The organism is Methanothermobacter sp. KEPCO 2 (assembly GCF_041228365.1).
GTDB lineage: Archaea > Methanobacteriota > Methanobacteria > Methanobacteriales > Methanothermobacteraceae > Methanothermobacter > Methanothermobacter marburgensis.
This window is the reverse complement of record NZ_CP166185.1, coordinates 1,297,323-1,320,283: the sequence shown is the minus strand read 5'-3', so window position 1 is coordinate 1,320,283 and position 22,961 is coordinate 1,297,323. Positions and strand designations below refer to the sequence as shown.

Sequence of the window (22,961 nt, the reverse complement as noted above, 5' to 3'; positions counted from 1 at the left end):
TAAATGATTTTAAATGCCGATCTACATATACACAGCTGTTTTTCAAGGGCAACATCCCGCAACATGGTCATTGAGGCAATAGCGCCCCAGGCAAAACTCAAGGGCCTCCATATCGTGGGAACAGGGGACGCATTTCACCCTGGGTGGAGGAAAATCATTGAGGAATCCACGGAATACGCAGGGGATGGTGTGTATGTGCGGGATGAGTGCAGCTTCATAATAACCGCGGAGGTTGAGGACTCAAGGAGGATTCACCACCTCATAATACTCCCATCCCTGGAGGCTGCAGAGGAAATGGGGGAGAGGATGCCCTCAACCACCACCTCAGATGGAAGACCCAGAGTGCGGATGAACGGGGCCCAGATACTTGAAATGGTACATGAATACGATGGTATCGCGGGTCCGGCACATGCCTTCACCCCCTGGACCAGCATGTACAAATCATATGACAGCTACATGGACTGCTACGGGAAGCGACCGGATTTCCTTGAACTGGGACTCTCTGCAGACACTGAAATGGCCGATAAGATATCTGAACTTGCAGATATACCATTCCTAACAAATTCAGATGCCCACTCACCGTGGCCCCACAGGCTCGGGAGGGAGTTCAACCAGCTTGAAATGGATGACATATCCTTCACATCCCTCAAAAGGTCAATCAGGAAGTGCAGGATCAGGGCAAACTATGGCCTGGACCCCCGCCTTGGAAAGTACCATATGACCGCATGTACAAGGTGCTACAGGATTTACAGCCCTGAAGAGGCACTTCAGATGAAGATGAAATGCCCATGCGGAGGCAGGATCAAGAAGGGTGTTGACTACAGGATATATGAACTTTCAACCTGGGAGGAGCCACACCATCCCCCCCACAGGCCGCCGTATGTCCACATCATGCCCCTTGCAGAGATAATAGGGATGAAGTATGGTAAGGGTGTCACAACAAAGTTCGTGCAGGGCATCTGGGGGGGCCTTGTGGGGGAGTTCGGGACAGAGATCGATGTCCTTCTCAGCGCCCCCATTGAGGATATTGGAAGGATCGATGCAGGTGTTGCTGTTGCAGTTGAGGCCTTTCGGAAGGGCTCACTTACAGTGATACCTGGCGGCGGGGGTAAATACGGTGAGATAAGGTTCCCTGCCGAGACACTTGACGCATACTTCAGGTAGATTTATAATCAACGGAAAAAATGACTTTTTATTTAAAAGCTACCTTTATAAGTCAACCCTTAAAATCAGAATAGAAAAATGTGAGCGGACCCGCCGGGATTTGAACCCGGGACCTTCAGATTAGGAGTCTGATGCCCTATCCTGGCTAGGCTACGGGCCCCTCAGTACTCACCTGTTTTTAGCGGACCCGCCGGGATTTGAACCCGGGACCTTCGGATTAGAAGTCCGACGCCCTATCCTGGCTAGGCTACGGGCCCTACCAAAAGAGTAAAAAGATATTGGATCTCTTCATATATAAACTTTTACATGTAGATGGGTGTTTCTGCCTCCCCCTGAACGGTCTCTGCGAGCTTCTTGAGGCGTGACTCGATGGCCTGGGCCTCCTGTAGGAGTGGCTCGGGGTTAACATTTGTACCCAGCATCTCATTTAGAACCTCAACAACACTTGCAGCGGCCCTGGGATCTGGGTAGGGGTTTAGTATCTCTGCAAAGAGGCATGAGGCCGGTATATCCTTAACAGCGCACCTTGTAAGCAGTGTTCCTGAAATACCGTTGAGGTTACCGAAGGGGACTATGGGTATTCCGAGATCTGCGAGTCTCTGGATGACCTCCTGGCTGTTACCTGCACCTGCAACCGGCTGTGACTTTTCACGGACAACCATGCTGTTGAAGGTTATGAGTTCCCTGCTGCTGTTGCGGGTCATCCAGTCCACAATTGCATTTGTCATGTCATAGACCACCGCAGGTGGAAGGATGAAATCCGATAGGAAGAGCACTATCCCATCCCCCTCATATATCCTGAAGGGATGTATTGCGACCCCCTTGTAGAGAACCGCAAGTGGAGGGAAGTACTTGGAGTCAATGTACCCTATCTCCTTCATTTTGAGGTCCTCAACAAGGAGCCACCCCAGGATGTTGCCTATGAGCCCCACACCAGGGGAGCCCTCAAGGACAACGGCATCCTCAACATCCTCCGCATAAATTGTACAGCATTCGGTTTCTGTTTTGATCATCATGGCGCACCACCAGCCCCTCCAAGGTTTTCGCCTGTGATGGGGTCAATGTAGATCTCCCCAACGGCCTGGCCGTTAATCTCCACGGGCACAATGTAAACCCTTTTACCGTTTAACGTAACAAGCCTTGGGGTCCCTGCAGTGGCACCCTCCTGTTTTATGTACTTCTGCGCGATGCTCTTTGCCTCTGAAGATGAGATCTTCACATTCATATCTGAAGCCCCACCTGAACCTGAACCACTGCCACCCTGAGATGATGTGGTTGAGGGGGATTCACTGTGGACGCTTGACTCACCCTGCTGTGGCCCCTGGCTCTGACCGCCCTGGGGGTTGGTGAACTTCCACAGTGTTTCGGAATTCTGACTCACCTGATAACCTGCTGCAACAGCTCCAATTATCAGGACTATTGCCACTGATGCTAGGATCTTTGAGTTTATCATCAACTCACCTTCTCGCGTGTTTGACAACACATATGGACTATGTGGGTACATATATAAATAAATATTCAGTATTACTGAATAAAAAATTAATATTATAAAGTAGATTTTCTACTAATAATAATTCACTTACAACATAATATAAATAGTTTTCACTTTTTTTATAATTGAAAAACTTATAACATTTAAAAATAGTTATAATATTGAAGGTTTTTTGAACTTTAAAAACAAGAGGTGATACATTTGAGCGAAAGGATTGTTATATCGCCGACATCACGACAAGAAGGACATGCAGAACTTGTCATGGAAGTCGATGATGAAGGAATCGTGACAAAGGGGCGATACTTCAGTATTACTCCTGTCAGGGGCCTTGAGAAAATAGTGACAGGTAAAGCACCTGAAACAGCTCCAGTCATTGTCCAGAGGATATGCGGAGTGTGTCCCATACCCCACACACTGGCTTCCGTTGAGGCAATAGACGACTCCCTTGACATTGAGGTTCCAAAGGCCGGAAGACTCCTCAGGGAACTGACACTGGCCGCACACCACGTAAACAGCCATGCAATCCACCACTTCCTCATAGCACCTGACTTCGTGCCTGAAAACCTGATGGCCGATGCCATAAACTCAGTCTCTGAGATAAGGAAAAATGCACAGTACGTAGTTGACATGGTGGCAGGTGAGGGTATCCACCCATCAGACGTGAGGATAGGTGGAATGGCCGACAACATAACAGAACTTGCAAGAAAAAGGCTCTACGCAAGGCTCAAACAGCTCAAACCAAAGGTTGATGAACACGTTGAACTCATGATTGGCCTCATCGAGGACAAGGGCCTTCCAGAAGGTCTCGGTGTCCACAACCAGCCCACACTCGCAAGCCACCAGATATACGGTGACAGGACAAAATTCGACCTTGACAGGTTCACCGAGGTAATGCCAGAAAGCTGGTACGATGACCCTGAAATAGCCAAAAGGGCCTGCTCAACAATACCACTCTACGATGGAAGAAACGTGGAGGTCGGCCCAAGGGCAAGGATGGTTGAATTCCAGGGCTTCAAGGAAAGAGGTGTTGTGGCACAGCACGTTGCAAGGGCACTTGAGATGAAAACCGCACTCTCAAGGGCAATAGAAATACTGGATGAACTCGACACATCAGCACCTGTAAGGGCAGAATTCGATGAGAGAGGTACAGGTAAACTGGGTATAGGTGCAATAGAAGGTCCAAGGGGACTTGACGTGCACATGGCCAAGGTTGAGAACGGCAAGATCCAGTTCTACAGCGCACTTGTCCCAACAACCTGGAACATCCCAACAATGGGTCCAGCAACCGAAGGATTCCACCATGAATACGGACCACACGTTATACGTGCATACGACCCATGTCTCTCATGCGCAACACACGTGATGGTTGTTGATGATGAGGACAAATCAGTGATTAAAAACGAAATGGTCAGAATCTAGGGAATAACATGCCATACGACGCTGAGATTCTAGTGGTGGGCTGTGGAAACATCCTTTTCAAGGACGATGGATTCGGCCCAGAGGTTATCAAGGCCCTTGAAGAATATTTCAAGGATAAGGAAAAACCAGAAAATGTAATGTTCATAGACGCTGGAACTGGCGGTCCACACTTTGTCTTCTCACTGCCACATGAACAGTGGAAGAAGATGATAGTTGTGGACGTTGTTGAATTCAATGCAGAACCTGGAACCCTCAGAAAATTCGAGGTAACTGAGATTCCAAAGGGATCCTATGAGAATATGCACACATGGCCAGTGAGCCAGCCCCTCCATGAACTCAGTGAAAAAATTGACGTTGTGGTAATTGGGTGTAAACCCGAGGAGATATCAGCTCCCAATGTGGAAATGGGCCTCACACCCCCGGTAAAGAAGGCTATTCCCAGGGCCATTCAGATGATCTTAGAGGAGATTGGGGTTTCTAAATGAGTTTAATCGCCCGAATCAAAAGATTTTTAGGATTGGAGGCTGAAGCTAAGAGGGAAGAACCCGAAAAGGAAAAATCGGAACCTGTTGGAGCTTCAAAAGAGGAGGTTGAAAAAGTGGCTGAAGAAAATGCAAAACCAAGAATAGGTTACATTCACCTGAGTGGATGTACCGGAGACGCCATGTCGTTAACCGAAAATTACGACATTCTCGCAGAACTGCTCACCAGTATGGTGGACATAGTATATGGACAGACCCTGGTGGATCTCTGGGAGATGCCAGAGATGGACCTGGCCCTTGTGGAGGGTTCCGTCTGTCTGCAGGACGAACACAGCCTGCACGAACTCAAGGAACTCAGGGAGAAGGCTAAACTGGTCTGTGCATTCGGTTCATGCGCAGCAACAGGCTGCTTCACAAGGTACTCAAGGGGTGGCCAGCAGGCACAGCCATCACACGAGTCCTTTGTACCGATAGCAGACCTCATAGATGTGGACCTTGCACTGCCAGGGTGCCCACCATCACCTGAAATAATAGCAAAGACCGTTGTTGCACTTCTCAACAATGATATGGATTACCTGCAGCCAATGCTGGACCTTGCAGGCTACACCGAAGCATGCGGATGCGACCTTCAGACAAAGGTCGTGAACCAGGGTCTCTGCATTGGATGTGGAACATGTGCAATGGCCTGCCAGACAAGGGCCCTTGATATGACCAACGGAAGGCCAGAACTGAACAGTGACCGCTGCGTGAAATGTGGAATCTGCTACGTGCAGTGCCCAAGAAGCTGGTGGCCAGAAGAACAGATCAAAAAGGAGTTAGGGCTATAGGAGGCTGGAAAAATGGTTTTAGGTACTTACAAGGAAATTGTTTCCGCCAGATCAACTGACAGGGAGATTCAGAAACTAGCCCAGGACGGGGGAATAGTCACAGGTCTTCTAGCTTACGCCCTTGATGAGGGTATCATTGAGGGTGCAGTTGTTGCAGGTCCAGGTGAGGAGTTCTGGAAACCACAGCCAATGGTTGCCATGAGCTCAGATGAACTCAAGGCAGCAGCCGGTACCAAGTACACATTCTCACCCAACGTGATGATGCTCAAGAAGGCCGTCAGACAGTACGGTATAGAGAAACTCGGTACAGTTGCCATACCCTGCCAGACAATGGGTATAAGGAAAATGCAGACCTACCCATTCGGTGTCAGGTTCCTTGCAGATAAAATAAAGCTGCTGGTGGGTATATACTGCATGGAAAACTTCCCATACACATCACTCCAGACCTTCATCTGCGAGAAACTCGGAGTAAGCATGGAACTCGTTGAGAAGATGGATATAGGTAAAGGAAAGTTCTGGGTATACACCCAGGATGATGTCCTCACCCTCCCACTCAAGGAGACCCATGGATACGAGCAGGCAGGATGCAAGATCTGTAAGGACTACGTGGCTGAACTTGCAGACGTCTCAACCGGTTCAGTGGGTTCACCCGACGGATGGTCAACAGTCATAACCAGGACAGACGCAGGAGACTCAATATTCAAGCAGGCAGTTGAAGCAGGCCTATTTGAGACAAAACCAATAGAGGAAGTTAAACCTGGCCTGGGACTGCTTGAAAAACTTGCCGCACAGAAAAAGGAAAAAGCAGAGAAGAACATCGCCGCAAGGAAGGAGATGGGATTACCAACACCATTCTAATCCCATCAACTGTTTTTCTTTCATTTTGAGGAAGGAGATGGTTACCAGCACCATTCTGATCCCATCAAACTATTTATTATTTCTATTCTGTTATCACGGTGCACCCATCACTTTCCACGATGACCGTATGCTCCCACTGTGCCACGGTGGCACCGCTCTTCTCCCGAAGCACATGGTAGGGGTAGATGGCCCTTGACTGTATAAGGAGCCTCATGGAGGCGCTGAGCCTTTTTGGTTCAAAGTACTCCTCAAGCCATCTCTCTGCAAATGGAAGGGAATGGTACTCCTCCCTTATCTTACCGAGGACCCTCCTTGCATGGACAAGCCGGAGGGGTCTTTCACGGAGGAACCTGAATATGTGGGTCTGGGGCATGTCTGTAACAAGCCCCACACCATCGGTTGCGAAGGGCTCAATTGCAAGCACATCCCCCTCCTCGAGTTCATGGGGATTGTTTTCACTTATGTTTGGTATTGAAAGCCCTGAGTGGAGTATCCACCTGTCCATGCTGTGACCTGTAAGGTTTGACACTGGCTTCATATCATGGGACTCTATCGTCTCCTGGATAACACGGCCAACCTCACCAACCTCCACACCGGCCCTTATGGTGGAGATGGCATTCTCAAGGGCCTCCCTTGCAGCATCCATCATCCTGTAGCAAGTATCATCCACATCACCCACAGGGACTGTGATGGCTGTGTCGGCTATGAACCCATCCACATGGGCCCCGAGGTCAAGCTTAACAAGGTCGCCCTCGGATAATGTGCTCTCATCACCGGGAGGGGAGGTGTAGTGTGCGGTGACCTCATTGATGGAGACATTGCAGGGAAATGCCGGTTCACCACCCCTGCTTCTGATACCATCCTCAACGTAATTCACGAGTTCTATTACCGGTAAACCATCCCTTATGATCTTTGACGCCTCTTTTCGAACCTTTGATACAATTTTACCTGCCTTTAAGTATGATTCGATCATCGTTACCACTTAACTGAGTTCTGATACTTATTTAAATAAGGAGTTATATATTATTTCCAGCAGATAATACTTCAAGGGGGAGCTATATGGCGAGCACCGCAACAATACCTCAGAACATCCTGTGGCTTATAATATCCATCCTGGCTTTTGTGACAGTTATCATTGTGGCTATACAGTGGAGGAGGGTTAGGGAATCCCAGAACGACATCCAGCTTCTTGAAAAGCAGATCGAACTTAAAAAGATATCCCTCGTTGAGAACGACCTGCAGGCAAAGCGCCTGATGGAGACAACCATACCTCTCCCCAAGGACAAGCAGGAGAAACTGGCTGCCATAAGGAAGAACACATCTGAGATAATGCATGAGGTGGGTTATCTTCAGAGTGAGATAAGTGAGAGACTTGCACTCCTTGAGGCAAGAACAGAGTTCAGGAAACTGGAGAGGATGCTGAAGGATATTGAGAAGAAGGAAGCAGAACTCAATGCAAAACTTAAAAAATGATCTGGAGGTTTTAATGTGGGACCGGTGGAGCTTCTTGCAATCCTGATACTTGCAGGGGCCATAATTGTCCTGATATATTACTACCTGATGGAATCAGGGAACATGGCGCCGGTAACGAGGGTTTACGGTGCCTTTGAAAAACCAGGTGAAGGGAGGGAAGGTTATATGGCAGGTGTTGGAGAGAAGGTTTCAGATGTCAGTGACAGGATCATGGGCAAGGTAAGGGAGGTTCCCATAAGCACCGATGTCATCTCAAACAAGATAGACGCATTCCTTAATGAGAAGAGCGATGAACTCATAGAGGACTGGTCACTGGCCACCAAGGATGATATATCTGACCTTGAGAAGAGACTTGAACTGGTATCAAGGAACATAGATGAACTGGAGCACCGCTTCAACGAGTACAGGGGTTACACCAACAAGAAGCTTGAGTCCCTTGACAGGAGACTCAGGAAGCTTGAGGAGAAGGAGGAGGAATAACCAATCTCAAAACCATCATTATTTTAAAAGTTTGATGGAGTAAAACCAGACCTCACCACAACCTTTATATATTAAAATAACAAATCTAATGTTTAGCGGGGTGGGGTAGTCTGGTGATCCCGCGGGGCTCATAACCCCGAGATCCCTAGTTCAAATCTAGGCCCCGCTATCAGTTTTTATTCTCATGTTCATCTATCGGGCAAGCCGGAGGGCAGCTGACGGTCCATTTTCTGGGCTGAGGAAACTCCACCCATCATACAGAACCGCGGTGCCGTGAGGCATCAGCTGAGAGGCTGGACCCTGGAGCAGAAACGACACGTCTTCTGGTGGATGATAATGAAGCTTCACCCTTAAAGGAGCAGACTGACACCAGGAGGACCGGTGAAACGGCCATTCCGCGGGATGCAAGGACAAATACTGCCTGTGATTACTGTAGGAGGCAGAGGTAGTCCGCCGAGATGAATGCTGCCGAAACAGAAGGTGGGTTACTCCCGGCATGCCCTTTATCAACATTCAGCCCGGCAGGATAACCCGCAAGTGCGGTACCTGTTCTGCATTCACTGGAGCTACTGTGCGCAGAAGTTCGGTGAGTTTCACATCTTTTAGGGACCTTTAACTCTTATTCTCTCAATGTAGACGACCTTTATCATGGGAAGTTCTTTATTTTTGAGTTCAGGTGTGGTTGTGTCCTCTGCAGGGTAGAAGTATTCGCCGTAGGCCCTTATTCGGTCTCCAATTTTTATTGGGGTTGTTCCGGCGTAGCTTAGGAGTAGGTACTCTGGTGTGGTGTTGATCTTGAGGGCAATGAAGGTTTCCTGCGGCCTGATGCCGTATGATTCACCCTTTTTATACACCGTTCCCTCAACCCAGACCCTATGACCGTTGAGGGCATATGGATCCTCCCCTGAAGTGGAAAGGTCAAGTGCACTGCACTCCTCCTTATATTTCGTGGCTTCAGCGCCTTTTAGGGGTTGAGGGAGATCATCCCCACCGGATAGGAGGGGGACACCCTCTGTAAGAAGTTCACTCACACAGTAACCCACAACGAAACCAGCAAGAATGCCGAGAATTAGAAAATAACTCTTTTTCATTTGATCATCCCCTGAAATCTGCTGCTATTTTCCTTAAAATTAGAATACCTGCAGGATTTTTCATGCTTCACCTCAAAGTTTATAGTAACTTTAAGGAAAAAGATAATATAAATATTACGGTTAGTTCTTAATGTATTAAAAGGGGTATTCCATCGGCTGAGGTTCACCTGTGATCAGTAAAAGCTAAAAATATTGTAAAACAGGGGGTAGTGGATTATTGCATCTTTAACCTTTAGAATGAGGTGGGGGATGTAGGTTAGTGGATTATGGCATCCTTGACCTTGTCAAAGAATCCCTTATCCTCGTGGATCTCATCCCCACTGATACTTGCAAATTCCCTGAGGAGTTCCTTCTGCCTTGGACTCAGCTTTCTTGGTGTTACAACCTTGACCTTCACGTAGAGGTTTCCGTAGCCATTCCACTTCAGGTGGGGCATCCCGTGTCCCTTGACGCGGAAGGTTGTGCCACTCTGGGTTCCTGCAGGTATCTTCAACTGCACTGGCCTGTCAAGGGTTGGAACCTCCACGGTGTCACCCAGGGCGGCCTGCACGAAACTTATTGGTTTCTCTGTGTAGAGGTTTGCCCCCTCCCTCCTGAAGATGCTGTGGGGTTTGACCTTAATGACCACGTAGAGGTCCCCTGGTTCCCCTCCACGAAGACCCATCTCTCCTTCACCGGGGATCCTGAGTCTGGATCCGGTCTCAACACCTGGAGGAACCTTCACATGTATTGTGCTGGTTTTCCTGACAACTCCCTTACCGTTACAGTTGCTGCAGGGCTTTTCAACAATGGTTCCCTCCCCCTGACAGTCAGGACATGTCGTTATGTTCATCATCTGCCCGAGGAGGGTGTTACGCACCTGCCGAACCTGCCCGCTACCCCCACAGGTGGAGCAGGTCCTTGTACCGGTACCTGGCTCGGCCCTGCTCCCATGACATACGGGACACTTCTTTGTGTGTGGGACCCTTATATCTGTTTCAAGGCCACTGTAGGCATCCTCAAGGCTTATCTCAAGGGTGTAGGTGAGGTCAGCACCTCTCTGGGGGCCATGTCTCCTTCCCCCACCGAAACCGAACATGTCGAAGATGTTCCCTATATCAAATCCCAGGCCGCTGAATATGTCCTCAAAGTTTATGTTGTTGAATATATCCTCCTGACTGAAGCCCTCCATACCTGCATGGCCGAACTGGTCGTACCTTCTCCTCTTCTCATCATCAGAGAGGACCGCGTAGGCCTCACTTATCTCCTTGAACTTTTCGGCAGCATCAGGATCATCGCTGACGTCGGGGTGGTACTTCCTTGCAAGCCTCCGGTAGGCCTTCTTTATCTCCTTCTTATCGGCACCCCTATCCACACCGAGAACCTCATAGTAGTCACGCTTAGCCATCGATTTTCACCTGGTATAGAATCTGGAAGTGATCAGCTAAAAATAGTTGCACATCAGAGAATAAAAAGGTGGGGGAGGCCTCAGTTCTTGACCTCGAAGTCAGCATCTATGGTGTCGTCGCCCTGGTTTTCACCCTGTGATGCTGTGTTCTCTGCCTGCTGCTGGGCAGCCTGCTGGTATATAACCGCCCCGATTTCCTGCACAATCTTTGTGAGTTCCTCGGTCTTTGATTTGATGGCCTGGACATCGTCACCTGCTATGAGTTCCCTCAGTTCACTGACCTGTTTTTCAACCGCATCCTTCTTATCTGCTGGCACCTTATCTCCAAGTTCCTCGAGGGTCTTCTCGGCGGTGTAGATCATTGAATCGGCGTTGTTCCTTATCTCGATTTCCTCCTGTTTTCTCCTGTCCTCTTCGGCGTGTTTTCTGGCTTCCTCTATCTTCTGTTTTATCTCCTCCTCTGAGAGTTTGTTGGGTGCTGTTATTGTTATGGCCTGTTCCTTACCTGTTCCAAGGTCCTTTGCTGATACGTTCAGTATACCGTTTGCGTCTATATCGAAGGTCACCTCTATCTGGGGCACTCCACGTGGCGCGGGGGGTATTCCCACCAGCTGGAACCTTCCAAGGCTTGTGTTGTCTGCGGCCATGGGCCTCTCACCCTGAAGGACGTGTATGTCCACGGAGGTCTGGTTGTCTGCCGCTGTTGAGAATATCTGGCTCTTCTTGGTGGGTATAGTGGTGTTCCTCTCTATGAGCTTGGTGAAGACCCCTCCGAGGGTTTCTATACCCAGGGACAGTGGTGTCACGTCAAGCAGTACAAGGTCCTTTATCTCCCCTGCAAGGACACCGCCCTGTATGGCTGCACCCATGGCAACACACTCCATGGGGTCTATTCCCCTCTCCACGGGTTTTCCTATGAAGTCCTCAACGAATTTCTGGACTATGGGCATCCTTGTGGGTCCACCGACCAGTATTATTTTATCCACATCCTCCCGGGTCATCTTGGCGTCCTTCAGCGCCTGTTCCATTGGTCCCGCACATCTCTGAACGATAGGATCAACCAGTTCCTCCAGTTTTGCCCTTGTGATGGTCTTTATGAGGTGTTTTGGTCCGTCCTGGGCCACGGTGATGTAGGGGAGGTTCACCTCGGTTGTGAGGGTTGTTGAAAGTTCTATCTTGGCCTTCTCAGCAGCCTCCCTCAGTCTCTGAACTGCCTGGTCGTCCTCCATGAGGTCTATGCCGGTCTCCTTCTTGAATTCATCGGCGAGGTAGTTCATTATCGCGTTGTCCATGTCGGTTCCACCCAGCTGGGTGTCACCGCTGGTTGATCTAACCTCGAATACGCCCCCACCGAATTCCATGATTGTAACGTCCAGTGTACCTCCGCCCAGGTCGAAGACCATGATGACCATGTCCTCGTCTTCCTTGTCAAGGCCGTAGGCGAGGCTTGCTGCTGTTGGCTCGTTGACGAGTCTTACAACGTCGAGTCCTGCTATGGTACCTGCGTCCTTGGTGGCTGTCCTCTGGTTGTCGTCGAAGTAGGCGGGTACTGTGATGACTGCCTTCTTTATCTCCTCACCCAGGAAGGCCTCTGCGTCCTTCTTGATCTTCTGAAGGATGAATGCGGATATCTCCTGTGGTGTGTACTCCTTACCCTGGACCTTCACCTTTCTGTCTGTACCCATACTCCTTTTTATGGCTGTTATGGTGTTCTCAGGGTTTGTGACTGCCTGGCGCCTTGCAGGTTCACCCACAAGCATCTGGCCGTCCTCTGTGAATGCAACGCAGCTTGGGAAGGATTTACCGTACTGTGAAGCCCCCTCTGCACTGGGTATGATGGTTGGTTTTCCACCTATAAGTACTGCGGCTGCAGAGTTACTTGTTCCAAGGTCAATACCGAGAATTTTTTCTTTTTTTGCCACATGATCACCTCAAATCAGCTTTTCTTACATACCTTGACTATTGAATGTTTTATTATCCTGTCGTTGAGTCTGTAACCCCTTGATAACTCCTCTATTATGATTCCATCATCGTATTCATCATGGTTCTCAACCATAACTGCCTCGTGGAGGAATGGATCGAATTTCTCACCCTCGGCGGGTATCTCACTCAGACCCTCCTTCCTGAGGGTGTCCCTAAATTTCCTGTAGATGACCTCCAGGCCGTCACCATCATTCTCCCGGTTTTCAAGGGCCCTTTCAAGGTCCTCGTATACGTCTAGGAGGTTCAGTATGAGCTTCTCATTTGCATTTTTTATGAGTTCCAGCTCCTGTTTTTCCTTCTGTTTCTTGTAGTTTTCAAAGTCGGCCTGGAGTCTCTGGAGGTGTGATACGTATTCGCTGATTTCCTCTTCCTTAACCGCGAGTTCACTTTCAAGTTCTTTCAGTCGCTTTTTAAGTTCCTTTAATTCATCCTCACAGTTATTGGATGGCTTAGAATCAGTTTTTTTCTCTTCGCACATTGCTTCACCTTTCATTTTTTACAGAAATTAAAGTTACCAGAGGTTACCTATAACCTTATAGCTATTATACTTACAAAAGGTTATATAAACCTTTCGACATACCATACCATGATGAGAGAAAAATCCACCGAAGAGCGGAACATGGAAGTTATACTTGATGTTATGGGCTGCAAGACCCGGAGGGAGATCATAAACCTCCTCCGTGAGGAGCCCAGATTTGTCAGTGAAATATCAAAGGAACTGGATATCGGTCAGAAGGCCATAATAGAGCACCTCAGGGCGATGGAGGAGGCAGGGATTTTAAGCTCCTTCTTCAGGAAGATAGAGAGGGGAAGGCCCCGCAAATATTATGATATATCAAGGGACATCCACATCAGCATAACCATAAACAGGAACAACTTCAGGGTGGATGTGGTGGATGACCTCCTCCAGAGGAAACAGCTCCCCCCAGGTGACGAGTGGTCCAGACTGCTTAACCTTGAAAATAAGATAATGAACGGTCAGTGGGAGGCCATTGAGGAGTTAAAGAACCTCATAAGGCTCTACGACCACCTCAAGAAACGGGCTGAGGACCTCCTCCGCGAGGCAGAGATGAGAAGAAAGATGGATTAGTTTTCACCAAACCGGCTTTTTGCATTTATTGAGACCCGTAGAGCAGTTCCTGAGACACCAGATTCCATTTCCTGAGGACATCAGAGGACCTAGTTATTTCCTGTATTCAAGTGCAGCCGCAACCGCCTGCCCAAGGGAAACTGAACCATCACCTGCACATGAATTTCTGTGCTGAATGAAACTGTAACCCCTCTCTTTAACGTAATCCCTCACCGCAAGGCTTATGGCCTCATTGTAGAAAACACCGCCGGTTCCCCCTATAACCTCAACTCCCAGATCCTCAGCTGCAAGGACAGCCATCTCTGCAAGTCCCTCTGCAACGGCTCGCTGGGCTGCATGGGCTATCTCCACCCTCTTCTCACCGGATTCCAGAAGATCCATGACATCCATGAGTATGCCTGATGTATCAAGGATGTACCTACCATCCCTCTTCATGATTCTGAAGGGTATTTTGAGTTCTCCTTTAGCCCTGAAGGCAGTTGATTCAAGTTTCATGGCACATTCGCCCTCGTAAGTTCTCCTTCCGCATATTCTGAGGGCTGCTGAAATTGCGTCAAGGACTCTACCTGTGCTGCTACTCACGCCTGTGTTGAGCCCAGTTTCAATCTGCTTTAATATAACATCAATCTCCCTTTCACCGTGGGGGAAGTAATCCAGGTACCTTTCAATGAAGAGTTCACGGATGTCCCCATCGTAGCTGTCCAGGAGCATTGAGAGCAGCATCCTTGCAGGGTACCTTGTTGCAAGGTCACCCCCAGGCATCTTCTGTGGCATGAGACTCCCAACCCTTGAATATTCGGGGCCGTGGCAGTGGAGGATCTCACCACCCCATGACGTGCCATCTGCACCGTAGCCAACACCATCTGCGGCTATACACACGCACTCACCGACACCATTATCGAGCATGAGTGCCAGGGCATGGGCATGGTGGTGCTGGACCCTCAGGATGTCCGCAGAGAACCTTTCAGAGAGCTCCTCTGCATAGGATGTTGTCAGGAACTGGGGGTGTAGGTCACAGGCTATGACATCCACGGATTCTGTGCCTGTTATACCCATGAGGTAATTCACAGCGTCCTTGAGGAAGAGGAGGGTGTCATACCGTGATGTGTTGCCTATGTGCTGTGATACATAGCACTGGCCACCCTTGAGCACAGAGAAGGTCACATCAAGTTCCGGCCCAAGGCAGAGGGCTGACAGATTCTCTGATAGATGGGTGAGGTCATAGGGTTCAGGCGCGTACCCCCTGGACCTCCTTATGAAGGCCATCTCTCCACCCCTGAAGCGGACAACAGAGTCATCGCAGCGGTTTATGATTTTACGGTCATGGAGAAGGAAGTAATCGGCTATACCCTCAAGGCCCCTGGTTATCTCACTGTTCCTGATGAACATAGGATCACCGGGTTTATTGGCTGAGGTCATAACATAGGCTGGGGCCGCGGTGTACTTGAATAGGACATGGTGCATTCCAGAGTAGGGTAACATGACCCCTATGTTGTGGAGGCCCGGTGCAACTGATGGGGCCAGGGGGTAGTCACTGTTTTTATTCAGGACCACTATTGGCCTTCGCCTGGAGGTTAAGGCCTTCTCCTCTGCTTCAGATATGCATGCATAGACCTCCACTGAGGGAACATCAGGGGACATGCAGGCGAATGGCTGGCTGGGCCTTCCAAGCCTTGAGCGGAGTTTCATAACGGCATCCTCATCGTCAGCCCGGCAGACCAGGTGTGTGCCCCCTATACCCTTAACCGCGAGTATTTCACCCTCATCAAGAAACTCTGCAGCCATTTTCAGGGGGTTATCTGTTTCAATAACATCTCCACGCCACAGGAATGGCCTGGGACCGCATACCGGGCAGCATGTTGCCTCTGCATGATACCTCCTGTCAAGGGGGTTGAGGTATTCCTCCATGCAGGAGCTGCAGAGGGGGAATTCACGCATGCTGGTCCTCTCACGGTCATAGGGAATGGATTCAATCACTGTGAACCTGGGCCCGCAGTCTGTGCATGCGGTGAAGGGGTAGAGGTATCGTCTGTTATTCTCATCCATTATCTCCTCAAGGCACCTGCTGCAGGTTGCAACGTCTGCAGGTATCACGGATGTCCCTGATGACTCTGAGGAGCTCTCCTTTATACTGAAATCGCTGAATGATGGGCTGTCGATGGCGGTCATCTCATTATTTATCCTGGTTATCCTGGAAATGGGGGGTTTTTCTGCCTTGAGCCTCTCAATGAACTTTCTGATTGTATCCTCACTCCCCTCAAGGACAATTTCAACCAGGTTTCCCATGTTCCTGACGTATCCTGTAAGTCCAAGTTCATGTGCAAGCCTGTAGACGGCTGGCCTGAAGCCAACACCCTGCACTATTCCCTCAACAGTGAGCTGGGCACGGTACATTCTATCTCCTTTAAGGATTTTCACAGATGACAGTTTGGTACATCATTCTAGGATTAATTCATGAACTTATACAGATGACAGTTCAGTGCATCATGCTAAGATTATATTCATGAACTTATAAATTAGGTAGTGATGTCAGTGAGATCGATTTTGAGGGAACTCCTTAGGGGTGAAATCTCGGTTGAAGAGGCAGAAAGGGCGATTGAATCGGCCCAGCTTAAACTGGGCGATAGGGTCAGGTTTGATATACTGCGTGAGACAAGAACAGGTTTCCCTGAGGCGGTATTTGCACCTGGAAAGAGTGATGAGGATATAATTAACATTATAAGAACTGTTGGTGACGTTATTGTAACAAGGCTCCCGCCTGAAAGGGCTGAGATGATCATGGATGGCCTGGATCTTGGAGAAGATTACACCGCCGATTACCATGAAACGGCCAGGTTGCTTGCTGTGAGGTCATGGAAACCTGCAAAGCTGGGTAGGATCGGGGTACTTTCTGCGGGAACCTCAGATATACCCGTTGCAGAGGAGGCAAGGGTTGTCGCAGAGGAGGCGGGCTGTGAGGTCATCACGGCATATGATGTTGGTGTTGCCGGCATCCACCGGCTCCTGGAACCACTGCAGAACATGCTTGAATCAGATGTTAAGGTGCTCATCGTGGTGGCTGGCATGGAGGGGGCGCTTCCCTCTGTGGTGGCGGGCCTTGTTGATGTGCCGGTTATAGCGGTACCAACATCAGTTGGTTATGGAGTCGGTGAGGGCGGTTTTGTGGCACTCAACTCCATGCTACAGTCGTGCTCCCCTGGCATAGGGGTTGTAAATATAGATAACGGTTTTGGGGCCGCTGTACTTGCGGTTAAAATACTGAGGGCCTTTGCAGGTGATTGATCATTTTTCGTGTGTACCGTACCTCCTGCCCCATTCACAGAGCTCGTCAAGGATGGGGATGACTGATTTCCCCTTTTCAGTTAGGCAGTATTCAACCCTTGGGGGCACCTCAGGGTATACCACCCGGTTTACGAGGCCGTTTGCCTCAAGCTCACGGAGGGTCTTGGTGAGCATCCTCTGGGTTATTCGGGGTATTTTTCTGTTTATCTCACTGAAGCGGAGCTTACCATCCTTGAGGGAACAGAGGACAAGTGACTTCCATTTACCCCCTATTTCGTTAATGGCGGCCTCAACAGAGCATATGTACTCTTCATCACTCATGGTATCAACCATGTAATCCAGTATACTTTATGTGTGTATATGCAGTTTATGTAAGTACATCATTTAAATACTTTAAGTTACTTTATTATAGTAAAGAAGGTTGAGAGGTGAAATCATGCTTGTGAACTTTGATCTGCAGCACTTCTGCTGTGGCCCCAAGGGCTGCCAGATAGAGATTGAATACGGCGAAATGCTCGACGCAGAGCAGTAATTATTTTTTTAACTACCCCCCATTTTTTCACAGCACCCCCATCTTTTTATTATTTCTAATTATAAAGTACTCATGTCCAGGAAATCAATAACTATTCAATGAAGATGGTACTATGGATATTGTCCAGTTCGAACCCCGTTTCTCAGAGATTGTGGGTAGGCTCATCTATGAGACTGACCGGCAACTCTTTGACCTATTTTTCAAAAATCCTGAGGACATACTGGAAAAACTTCTAAGGAATGGTGTCTGCTGGGACCCTGAGAGAATAATCCTAGCGGCCAGTGAAGGAGATGTCCTCGGAGTACTGGCATATGACCTTGAAGGCAGTGAATCTGGGGTTCTTGATTTATTCAGAAAGCTGGGACCCATGGATGCCCTGAGGGTCATGATGATGGACCTCATTGACTCCCTGAGTACCCAGAAGGTTGAGGATGGTGACCTCTACATAGCATCCCTTGCAGTTGCGCCTGAGGCGAGGGGTCAGGGTGTTGGCTTCAGGCTCCTCCAGGAGGCCCAGATGATTGCAGAGGAGAGCGGTCTTGATAGGCTCACGCTGGATGTATCACCCACAAACACCCCTGCCCTGAACCTTTACAGTAAGTTTGGATTCAGATTCACAGGTAAAAAGGAGATAAGACTTTTAAAAAGAAGATTCCATCAGATGGAACTACCACTTCACTGAATTATCCTGCAGTTGTAATCAGTTATTAGATTAGAAGCACCACTTCACTGAGGTAACTGCATTGTTATTTATTTTCTTCTTGCAGCGAACTCCTCAAGCAGGCTCTCAAAGGGGATCTCCTTGTATACAAGGAGTAGAAGTGTGTGGAATATCAGGTCAGCAGACTCCTCTACGAGGCGCTCATTATTCTTTGAGGCTATGATCACCTCTGCTGCCTCCTCACCGATCTTCTCAAGTATCTTATCCTCAGCCCTTTTCTCATCATCTGTCATGAGTCTGGAGGTGTAGGAGTCCACCGGGTTATCGCGACGGTCCTCAAGTACAGCGTAGATTTCCCTTAAAATTCCCTCATCCACCATTCTTCTTACCTGCCATAGCCTTTCTCATGCTGGTTGTTATCGCAATCAGGGGGTGCTGGGCGTCGTCTATAACCTCAATGTCGTCCAGAGTATAAACGCCGTTGAGGTCCGCTGTCTTCTCCATACCCAGCTTCATGTCCTTCTTGATATCGATGACATATGAGTCTATCTCCTTGCAGCCCAGCCTGTAGGATGCCAGTGTCCTGTGGTGACCGTCGACAAGTACATACCTGTCACCTGTCTTCACAACTATCGTGGGCTCTGCAAGGCCCCTTTTAATTTCATAGGTTCTACCCTGGAGTTCATCGGCGTATACCTTGCTCTGGGTGGGCCGCAGCTTTTCGATGGGGACCTTCATCCGCTTGACCTCCGGCTTGACACCATAGAGCTGTTCCAGCGTCTTCTTGAAGTAGTTAACCTTCATGGGGGTGGAACGTTCAATATGGGATCTCACGATGTCGGTGTTTGTTATTATACCCACAAGTTTACCTTCCTTATCTATAACTGGCAGTCTTGAGATCCCCATCCTGAACATGACCCTCGCAGCGTCATTGAGGGACATATCCTGGTCTGCAACAACCACGTCCTTTGACATGATCTCTGATACTGTTTTGACCCATGGCTTTATGAGGAGGTCAAAGGCAGTCACCATCCCGATCACGGTACCGTTATCCTTGACCGGAAATCCATCGTGACCTGTTTCCTTCATGAGCTTGATGATCTCCGCGGTTGATGTGTCTGAGGAGACCGTTATAACGTCCCGGGTCATGTAATCCTTCACAAGTGCCTTATTGCTCATCCTATCCCTTCTTCTGTTTTTTCCAGATGAAACTGTTATCGCAGACTATTTTAACCACACGATGGTAGGGTATCGATGCACCGTTACTCAGCACAATGAAGCCCCTTTCGAGCCTTTCAATATCTGACCCCTGAACTGTTTTGAGGTTCCTCTGAGCCCCCCTGTGGATGTAACTTATCCTGCACCTTTTAATATCCCATTTAGGATGCCACATAAGAAGATCCAGGACGTTCTTGGCCATGCACCTCAGATCCTTTCCTTTATCAGTTCAACTGTCCGTTCAGGCTCTGCCTTTCCACGGGTAATTCTCATCACCTGCCCCACCAGGAAGTTTATGGCAGCCTCCTTGCCATCATGGTAATCCTGGACTGCCTGGGGGTTTTCCCTTATGGCCTGTTCAACCGCCTCTATAACCTGGGATTCATCTATGATTCCTATGAGCCCCATTTCGGCAGCTATCTCCCGGGGGCTCCTGGTGTTAAACGGCATCTCCTCTATGATCTTTTTGGCGGCCTTGGTGGTTACCTCCTTCTTCTGTATCATCTCAAGGAGTTCCACAATATTCTGGGGGGTTATACCGCTTTCTGCAAAGCTCACCTTGTTGTAGTAGAGCACCCTTTTGAGTTCGTCCCTCATCCAGAGAGCCGCGAACTCAGGGTCTATGGATGCCGCAACCTCCTCAAAGGCATCTGCAAGTTCCAGTTCTGAGGTCAGCACCCTTGCATCCTCCTCCCTTAAACCGTATTCCTCCATGAATCGTTTAACCTTGAGGTGGGGCGCCTCTGGTATTCCTTCCCTGACGCCATCCACCACTTCACTTCCAAAGTGCATTGGGGGGAGGTCGGGATCAGGTATGTATCTGTAGTCCTCTGCCTCCTCCTTGAGCCTCATGGAAACGGTTATCATCTGGGATTCAAGAAATGCACGTGTTTCCTGTTTGACCTCAACACCCCTCTTGAGGAGGTTCTTCTGCCTGACCATCTCAAACTTAAGGGCCTTGTAGGCACCCTTTATTGAGTTTATGTTCTTTATCTCAACCCTGCGGCCCCCCTCAAGGGATATGTTGACATCGGCCCTCATTGTGCCCTCACCACGGGCACAGCCACTGTATTCCAGCACCCTTATGAGTTCCCTGAGGAAGTTTCTGGCCTCCTCAGGTGACCTCATGTCTGGCTCTGTAACAATTTCAATGAGGGGGATGCCTGACCTGTTGAAGTCAACCACACCGTGGTCCGGTTTATACTGACCGGGGTCCTCCTCTATGTGCACCTCCCTGATCCTGACGCCGTTGAGCTCCCCCTCAAGTCCAACGGGTATGGATGTCCTCTGGTATCCTGATGGGAGGTCCGGGTAGTTGTAGTGCTTACGCATGAAGTATGTGATCTCAGGGTTTATTCTGCAGTCAAGCATGAGGGCGATTTTCAGAGCCCCCTCGAGGGCTCTTCTGTTTGGTGGATGTGGTTTGGCCCCTGGCTGGTTGAGGCACACCGGGCATATGTTTGTATTTGGGGGGGCGTCCTGGTAATCTGTCGGGCATCTGCAGAATAGCTTTGATCTGGTGTCAAGCTGAACATGAATTTCAAGACCACATTTCATCTTAATGGTTATTCCTCCTTTTCATGGTAACATGGTTCAACGTGATGGAAAGCATATCAGATTATATTTATTATCATCAACTTAAAGCAATTTAAGATTTTTCAGACATCCGTTAACATACCTCTCTATGAAGGGGTCAATTTCAGGGTAGGACCTCCCCCTTCTGAGCCTCTCCACATCTGTGAATGTACCCCTAAGCCTCCTCCCGGCCCACCTAACCTCCTCCTCAACACGCTTCCCATAGGAGGTCCCGAACATCTTGAAAAGGGGGAATTTGGTTATTCCGTTGGCCCCGCTGAGGGCTAGTGGACCTATGCTTCCCAGGTTATCCATCCAGGTCCCTGTGATGATCTCCAGTTCAGGGAACTCTATCCTTGTGGCGGCAACTGTTCCTGCATAATAGAGGGTGGCGGGCTGGGGTTGATTCTCAAATACCGTTCCCTCATGGGGGTTGAGGGCATAGAAGGTTACGCGGTCTATTTCAAGATCCCCTATAAATTCGAAGAGGTATCTGAGGTCATCTGGTGTCTCACCGAGTCCCAGTATTATGGTGATGCCCCTCCTGAATCCCAGGTCCCTGGCTGCCTCAAGCATCTCAGCTATGTCCTCTCTGGGTTTGCTGGGGCACAGTTTCCTCTGAAGGTCAGGGTTTGCAACCTCCAGCGCCCCTGTTATACCTGCCACCTCATCACCGTATATTTCAAGATCGGTGGTTATACCTGTGTTCAGCCAGACAGGGGATCCTGTGATATCCCTTATCCTCTCTGCGATCTCCTTTATCTCCTCAGGGGAGAATGAACCATAGCCTCCTGATAGGAACTCTATGTTCCACCCAAGTCTCCTGCATATTTCTGCCTCTGCCAGTATGGCGTTCACGTTTCTTCTGGCCTTTGATGGTTCCCTTATACGTGGCTTCTGTGTGCTCATATAGCAGAAGGCACAGTCCCCCCTTTCACACCACCATGAGAGAAAAACTGCCCTTTCCAGTGTTATGATATCCCCATGATGTTTGAGGGTGATTTCACTGGCCCTGTTCATCAATTTGAGTATATCCATTTCCTTCAGTGATTCTATAACATTCATATCTGACACTCTCTGCTCTGCAGAATACCTTTATAAACTTTCGTTGAGATAAGCTTTGATGTTGATACATTGAGGCTGATGGATATGGTTTACTGCCCCAGCTGTGGCGAAAGGAACAGGGAGGGCTCAAGGTTCTGCAGGAACTGCGGAACCCTCCTTGAGGAAAAACCACTCAAATCCAGGTTCATGTCTGGAGATTTCAGGGAAACCCCTGTTAAAAGGGAGCTCCAGAGGAAAGAGTTCAGTGATGCCAGAAAGGAGGGTTTCGAGTGGGATACCGCCCTGCGCGGCGCACTGGTGCTTGTGATCCTCATGGTGATCCTTGGCAGAATATTTGGATTCATGGGTGCTATAGCGGCCCTCATGGTATCTGTAATCTATGTGCTCTCCTCCTCCAGGAGAAAGTCCCAGTCACTGATGATTGCGTTTGTGGCCCTTGTCATGGCGGCTGCGGCGTCAGCATTATTCAGCATATGACCATCATCCTCCTGGGGTGTCTGCAGAACCACCGCTAAACCGAAAACTTTATATATGATGGGTATAAATCTAATTGTACGCCTTGGGATGTGCACCACAAACCACTGGTTTGTTGCAAGCAAGGACTTGTACTTGGCAGGTGCCGCCGTAGCTCAGTAGGTAGAGCGTTCGGCTGTTAACCGATTGGTCACAGGTTCGAGCCCTGTCGGCGGCGTCATGGGCCCATAGCTTAGCCAGGTAGAGCGCCCGGCTCATAACCGGGCGGCCATGGGTTCGAATCCCATTGGGCCCACTTAATCGGTAATCAGAGGCTCCGGTAGTGTAGTCCGGCCAATCATTTCGGCCTTTCGAGCCGAAGACTCGGGTTCAAATCCCGGCCGGAGCATTTCTTACCTTTTATGATTA

25 protein-coding genes, 6 tRNA genes and 1 other RNA gene are annotated in these 22,961 nt (G+C 49.2%); 16 read left to right on the top strand and 16 right to left on the bottom strand.

Translation table 11 applies throughout. From position 1 onward, the window contains the following. Positions 1–3: 3 nt before the first annotated feature. Positions 4–1,164 carry a TIGR00375 family protein gene (locus AB9H23_RS07040; protein ID WP_370004613.1) on the top strand — a complete coding sequence of 387 codons (1,161 nt, stop codon included), beginning with the start codon at positions 4–6 and terminating at the stop codon, positions 1,162–1,164. Positions 1,165–1,249: 85 nt separating this feature from the next. On the opposite strand, the gene AB9H23_RS07035 is transcribed toward AB9H23_RS07040, so the two are convergent. From AB9H23_RS07035 to AB9H23_RS07020, 4 genes are all read right to left on the bottom strand, one after another. Further along, positions 1,250–1,324, bottom strand: a tRNA-Arg gene (locus tag AB9H23_RS07035). 22 nt (positions 1,325–1,346) lie between these two features. Further along, positions 1,347–1,421, bottom strand: a tRNA-Arg gene (locus tag AB9H23_RS07030). A 45-nt stretch (positions 1,422–1,466) separates the two neighbouring features. Then, complete coding sequence (locus tag AB9H23_RS07025; protein WP_321211220.1) at positions 1,467–2,180, bottom strand: proteasome assembly chaperone family protein; 714 nt, start codon at positions 2,178–2,180, stop codon at positions 1,467–1,469. Beyond that, on the bottom strand, positions 2,177–2,617 hold the full coding sequence (locus AB9H23_RS07020) for a PepSY domain-containing protein (RefSeq protein WP_300477699.1): 441 nt from the start codon (positions 2,615–2,617) through the stop codon (positions 2,177–2,179). Before AB9H23_RS07020 ends, AB9H23_RS07025 begins: the two co-directional genes overlap by 4 nt. Positions 2,618–2,857: 240 nt before the next feature. On the opposite strand from AB9H23_RS07020, the gene frhA reads away from it, so the two are divergent. From frhA to frhB, 4 genes are read left to right on the top strand one after another with little or no spacing between them, the layout of a single operon-like run. Next, a complete protein-coding gene (frhA, locus tag AB9H23_RS07015) occupies positions 2,858–4,075 on the top strand; it encodes a coenzyme F420 hydrogenase subunit alpha (RefSeq protein ID WP_321211219.1) in 1,218 nt (405 codons plus the stop codon). A gap of 8 nt (positions 4,076–4,083) precedes the next feature. Continuing rightward, positions 4,084–4,560 carry a coenzyme F420-reducing hydrogenase, FrhD protein gene (gene frhD, locus AB9H23_RS07010; RefSeq protein ID WP_147671377.1) on the top strand — a complete coding sequence of 159 codons (477 nt, stop codon included), beginning with the start codon at positions 4,084–4,086 and terminating at the stop codon, positions 4,558–4,560. Then, positions 4,557–5,384 (top strand): coenzyme F420 hydrogenase subunit gamma, encoded by an 828-nt coding sequence (gene frhG / locus AB9H23_RS07005; protein WP_370004612.1) that lies wholly within the window; start codon positions 4,557–4,559, stop codon positions 5,382–5,384. The genes frhD and frhG overlap by 4 nt, the downstream gene beginning before the upstream one ends. A gap of 12 nt (positions 5,385–5,396) precedes the next feature. Continuing rightward, positions 5,397–6,242, top strand: a complete 846-nt coding sequence (gene frhB / locus AB9H23_RS07000; RefSeq protein WP_013296464.1) for a coenzyme F420 hydrogenase subunit beta — start codon at positions 5,397–5,399, stop codon at positions 6,240–6,242. Between the two features lie 82 nt (positions 6,243–6,324). Here frhB and map read toward each other — a convergent pair whose 3' ends face one another. Beyond that, positions 6,325–7,215 (bottom strand): type II methionyl aminopeptidase, encoded by an 891-nt coding sequence (gene map, locus AB9H23_RS06995; protein ID WP_370004611.1) that lies wholly within the window; start codon positions 7,213–7,215, stop codon positions 6,325–6,327. An 86-nt stretch (positions 7,216–7,301) separates the two neighbouring features. On the opposite strand from map, the gene AB9H23_RS06990 reads away from it, so the two are divergent. From AB9H23_RS06990 to rnpB, 4 genes are all read left to right on the top strand, one after another. Next, positions 7,302–7,715 carry a membrane protein gene (locus AB9H23_RS06990; protein WP_013296462.1) on the top strand — a complete coding sequence of 138 codons (414 nt, stop codon included), beginning with the start codon at positions 7,302–7,304 and terminating at the stop codon, positions 7,713–7,715. Positions 7,716–7,730: 15 nt separating this feature from the next. Beyond that, positions 7,731–8,195 carry a hypothetical protein gene (locus tag AB9H23_RS06985; RefSeq protein WP_321211215.1) on the top strand — a complete coding sequence of 155 codons (465 nt, stop codon included), beginning with the start codon at positions 7,731–7,733 and terminating at the stop codon, positions 8,193–8,195. 94 nt (positions 8,196–8,289) lie between these two features. Beyond that, a tRNA-Met gene (locus tag AB9H23_RS06980) sits at positions 8,290–8,364 on the top strand. Between the two features lie 30 nt (positions 8,365–8,394). Further along, positions 8,395–8,695, top strand: an RNA gene (gene rnpB, locus AB9H23_RS06975) — RNase P RNA component. A 102-nt stretch (positions 8,696–8,797) separates the two neighbouring features. Here the strand turns inward: rnpB and AB9H23_RS06970 are convergent. From AB9H23_RS06970 to AB9H23_RS06955, 4 genes are all read right to left on the bottom strand, one after another. Then, entirely contained in the window at positions 8,798–9,286 is a 489-nt protein-coding gene (locus AB9H23_RS06970) for a hypothetical protein (RefSeq protein WP_370004610.1), read from the bottom strand. A gap of 256 nt (positions 9,287–9,542) precedes the next feature. After that, complete coding sequence (gene dnaJ, locus AB9H23_RS06965) at positions 9,543–10,673, bottom strand: molecular chaperone DnaJ (RefSeq protein ID WP_300477712.1); 1,131 nt, start codon at positions 10,671–10,673, stop codon at positions 9,543–9,545. 80 nt (positions 10,674–10,753) lie between these two features. Further along, positions 10,754–12,595, bottom strand: coding sequence for a molecular chaperone DnaK (dnaK, locus tag AB9H23_RS06960; protein ID WP_370004609.1), 1,842 nt, complete (start codon positions 12,593–12,595; stop codon positions 10,754–10,756). Between the two features lie 14 nt (positions 12,596–12,609). Then, positions 12,610–13,134: a nucleotide exchange factor GrpE gene (locus AB9H23_RS06955; protein WP_321211210.1), complete on the bottom strand. Its 525-nt coding sequence runs from the start codon at positions 13,132–13,134 to the stop codon at positions 12,610–12,612. A 108-nt stretch (positions 13,135–13,242) separates the two neighbouring features. On the opposite strand from AB9H23_RS06955, the gene AB9H23_RS06950 reads away from it, so the two are divergent. Then, positions 13,243–13,746 (top strand): ArsR family transcriptional regulator, encoded by a 504-nt coding sequence (locus AB9H23_RS06950; protein ID WP_321211209.1) that lies wholly within the window; start codon positions 13,243–13,245, stop codon positions 13,744–13,746. Positions 13,747–13,839: 93 nt separating this feature from the next. On the opposite strand, the gene hypF is transcribed toward AB9H23_RS06950, so the two are convergent. Continuing rightward, positions 13,840–16,140: a carbamoyltransferase HypF gene (gene hypF, locus AB9H23_RS06945; RefSeq protein ID WP_321211208.1), complete on the bottom strand. Its 2,301-nt coding sequence runs from the start codon at positions 16,138–16,140 to the stop codon at positions 13,840–13,842. A 138-nt stretch (positions 16,141–16,278) separates the two neighbouring features. Here hypF and larB point away from each other — a divergent pair, with 138 nt between their 5' ends. Beyond that, on the top strand, positions 16,279–17,028 hold the full coding sequence (larB, locus tag AB9H23_RS06940) for a nickel pincer cofactor biosynthesis protein LarB (protein WP_321212178.1): 750 nt from the start codon (positions 16,279–16,281) through the stop codon (positions 17,026–17,028). On the opposite strand, the gene AB9H23_RS06935 is transcribed toward larB, so the two are convergent. Further along, positions 17,029–17,349, bottom strand: coding sequence for a winged helix-turn-helix transcriptional regulator (locus AB9H23_RS06935; protein ID WP_370004608.1), 321 nt, complete (start codon positions 17,347–17,349; stop codon positions 17,029–17,031). 323 nt (positions 17,350–17,672) lie between these two features. On the opposite strand from AB9H23_RS06935, the gene AB9H23_RS06930 reads away from it, so the two are divergent. Beyond that, the gene (locus AB9H23_RS06930) at positions 17,673–18,242 is read left to right on the top strand and encodes a GNAT family N-acetyltransferase (protein ID WP_321211206.1); all 570 of its coding nucleotides are present in this window, start codon (positions 17,673–17,675) and stop codon (positions 18,240–18,242) included. Positions 18,243–18,310: 68 nt separating this feature from the next. On the opposite strand, the gene hisE is transcribed toward AB9H23_RS06930, so the two are convergent. From hisE to AB9H23_RS06905, 5 genes are all read right to left on the bottom strand, one after another. After that, positions 18,311–18,601 carry a phosphoribosyl-ATP diphosphatase gene (hisE, locus tag AB9H23_RS06925; RefSeq protein WP_321211205.1) on the bottom strand — a complete coding sequence of 97 codons (291 nt, stop codon included), beginning with the start codon at positions 18,599–18,601 and terminating at the stop codon, positions 18,311–18,313. Next, entirely contained in the window at positions 18,591–19,400 is an 810-nt protein-coding gene (locus AB9H23_RS06920; RefSeq protein ID WP_321211204.1) for a CBS domain-containing protein, read from the bottom strand. Before AB9H23_RS06920 ends, hisE begins: the two co-directional genes overlap by 11 nt. Before the next feature lies 1 nt (position 19,401). Next, positions 19,402–19,641: a DUF504 domain-containing protein gene (locus AB9H23_RS06915; protein ID WP_321211203.1), complete on the bottom strand. Its 240-nt coding sequence runs from the start codon at positions 19,639–19,641 to the stop codon at positions 19,402–19,404. Between the two features lie 5 nt (positions 19,642–19,646). Then, positions 19,647–20,996, bottom strand: a complete 1,350-nt coding sequence (gatB, locus tag AB9H23_RS06910; RefSeq protein WP_321211202.1) for an Asp-tRNA(Asn)/Glu-tRNA(Gln) amidotransferase subunit GatB — start codon at positions 20,994–20,996, stop codon at positions 19,647–19,649. A gap of 81 nt (positions 20,997–21,077) precedes the next feature. Further along, complete coding sequence (locus AB9H23_RS06905; protein ID WP_370004607.1) at positions 21,078–22,079, bottom strand: radical SAM protein; 1,002 nt, start codon at positions 22,077–22,079, stop codon at positions 21,078–21,080. A 78-nt stretch (positions 22,080–22,157) separates the two neighbouring features. Between AB9H23_RS06905 and AB9H23_RS06900 the strand changes: the two genes are divergently transcribed. The 4 genes from AB9H23_RS06900 to AB9H23_RS06885 all read left to right on the top strand — a co-directional run bounded on the left by AB9H23_RS06900 (position 22,158) and on the right by AB9H23_RS06885 (position 22,941). Next, positions 22,158–22,556: a zinc-ribbon domain-containing protein gene (locus AB9H23_RS06900; protein WP_370005977.1), complete on the top strand. Its 399-nt coding sequence runs from the start codon at positions 22,158–22,160 to the stop codon at positions 22,554–22,556. Positions 22,557–22,697: 141 nt separating this feature from the next. Continuing rightward, positions 22,698–22,770: transfer RNA gene (locus AB9H23_RS06895), tRNA-Asn, on the top strand. Positions 22,771–22,774: 4 nt separating this feature from the next. Continuing rightward, positions 22,775–22,848 (top strand) — tRNA-Ile (locus tag AB9H23_RS06890). A gap of 18 nt (positions 22,849–22,866) precedes the next feature. Then, positions 22,867–22,941: transfer RNA gene (locus AB9H23_RS06885), tRNA-Glu, on the top strand. Positions 22,942–22,961: the final 20 nt, after the last annotated feature.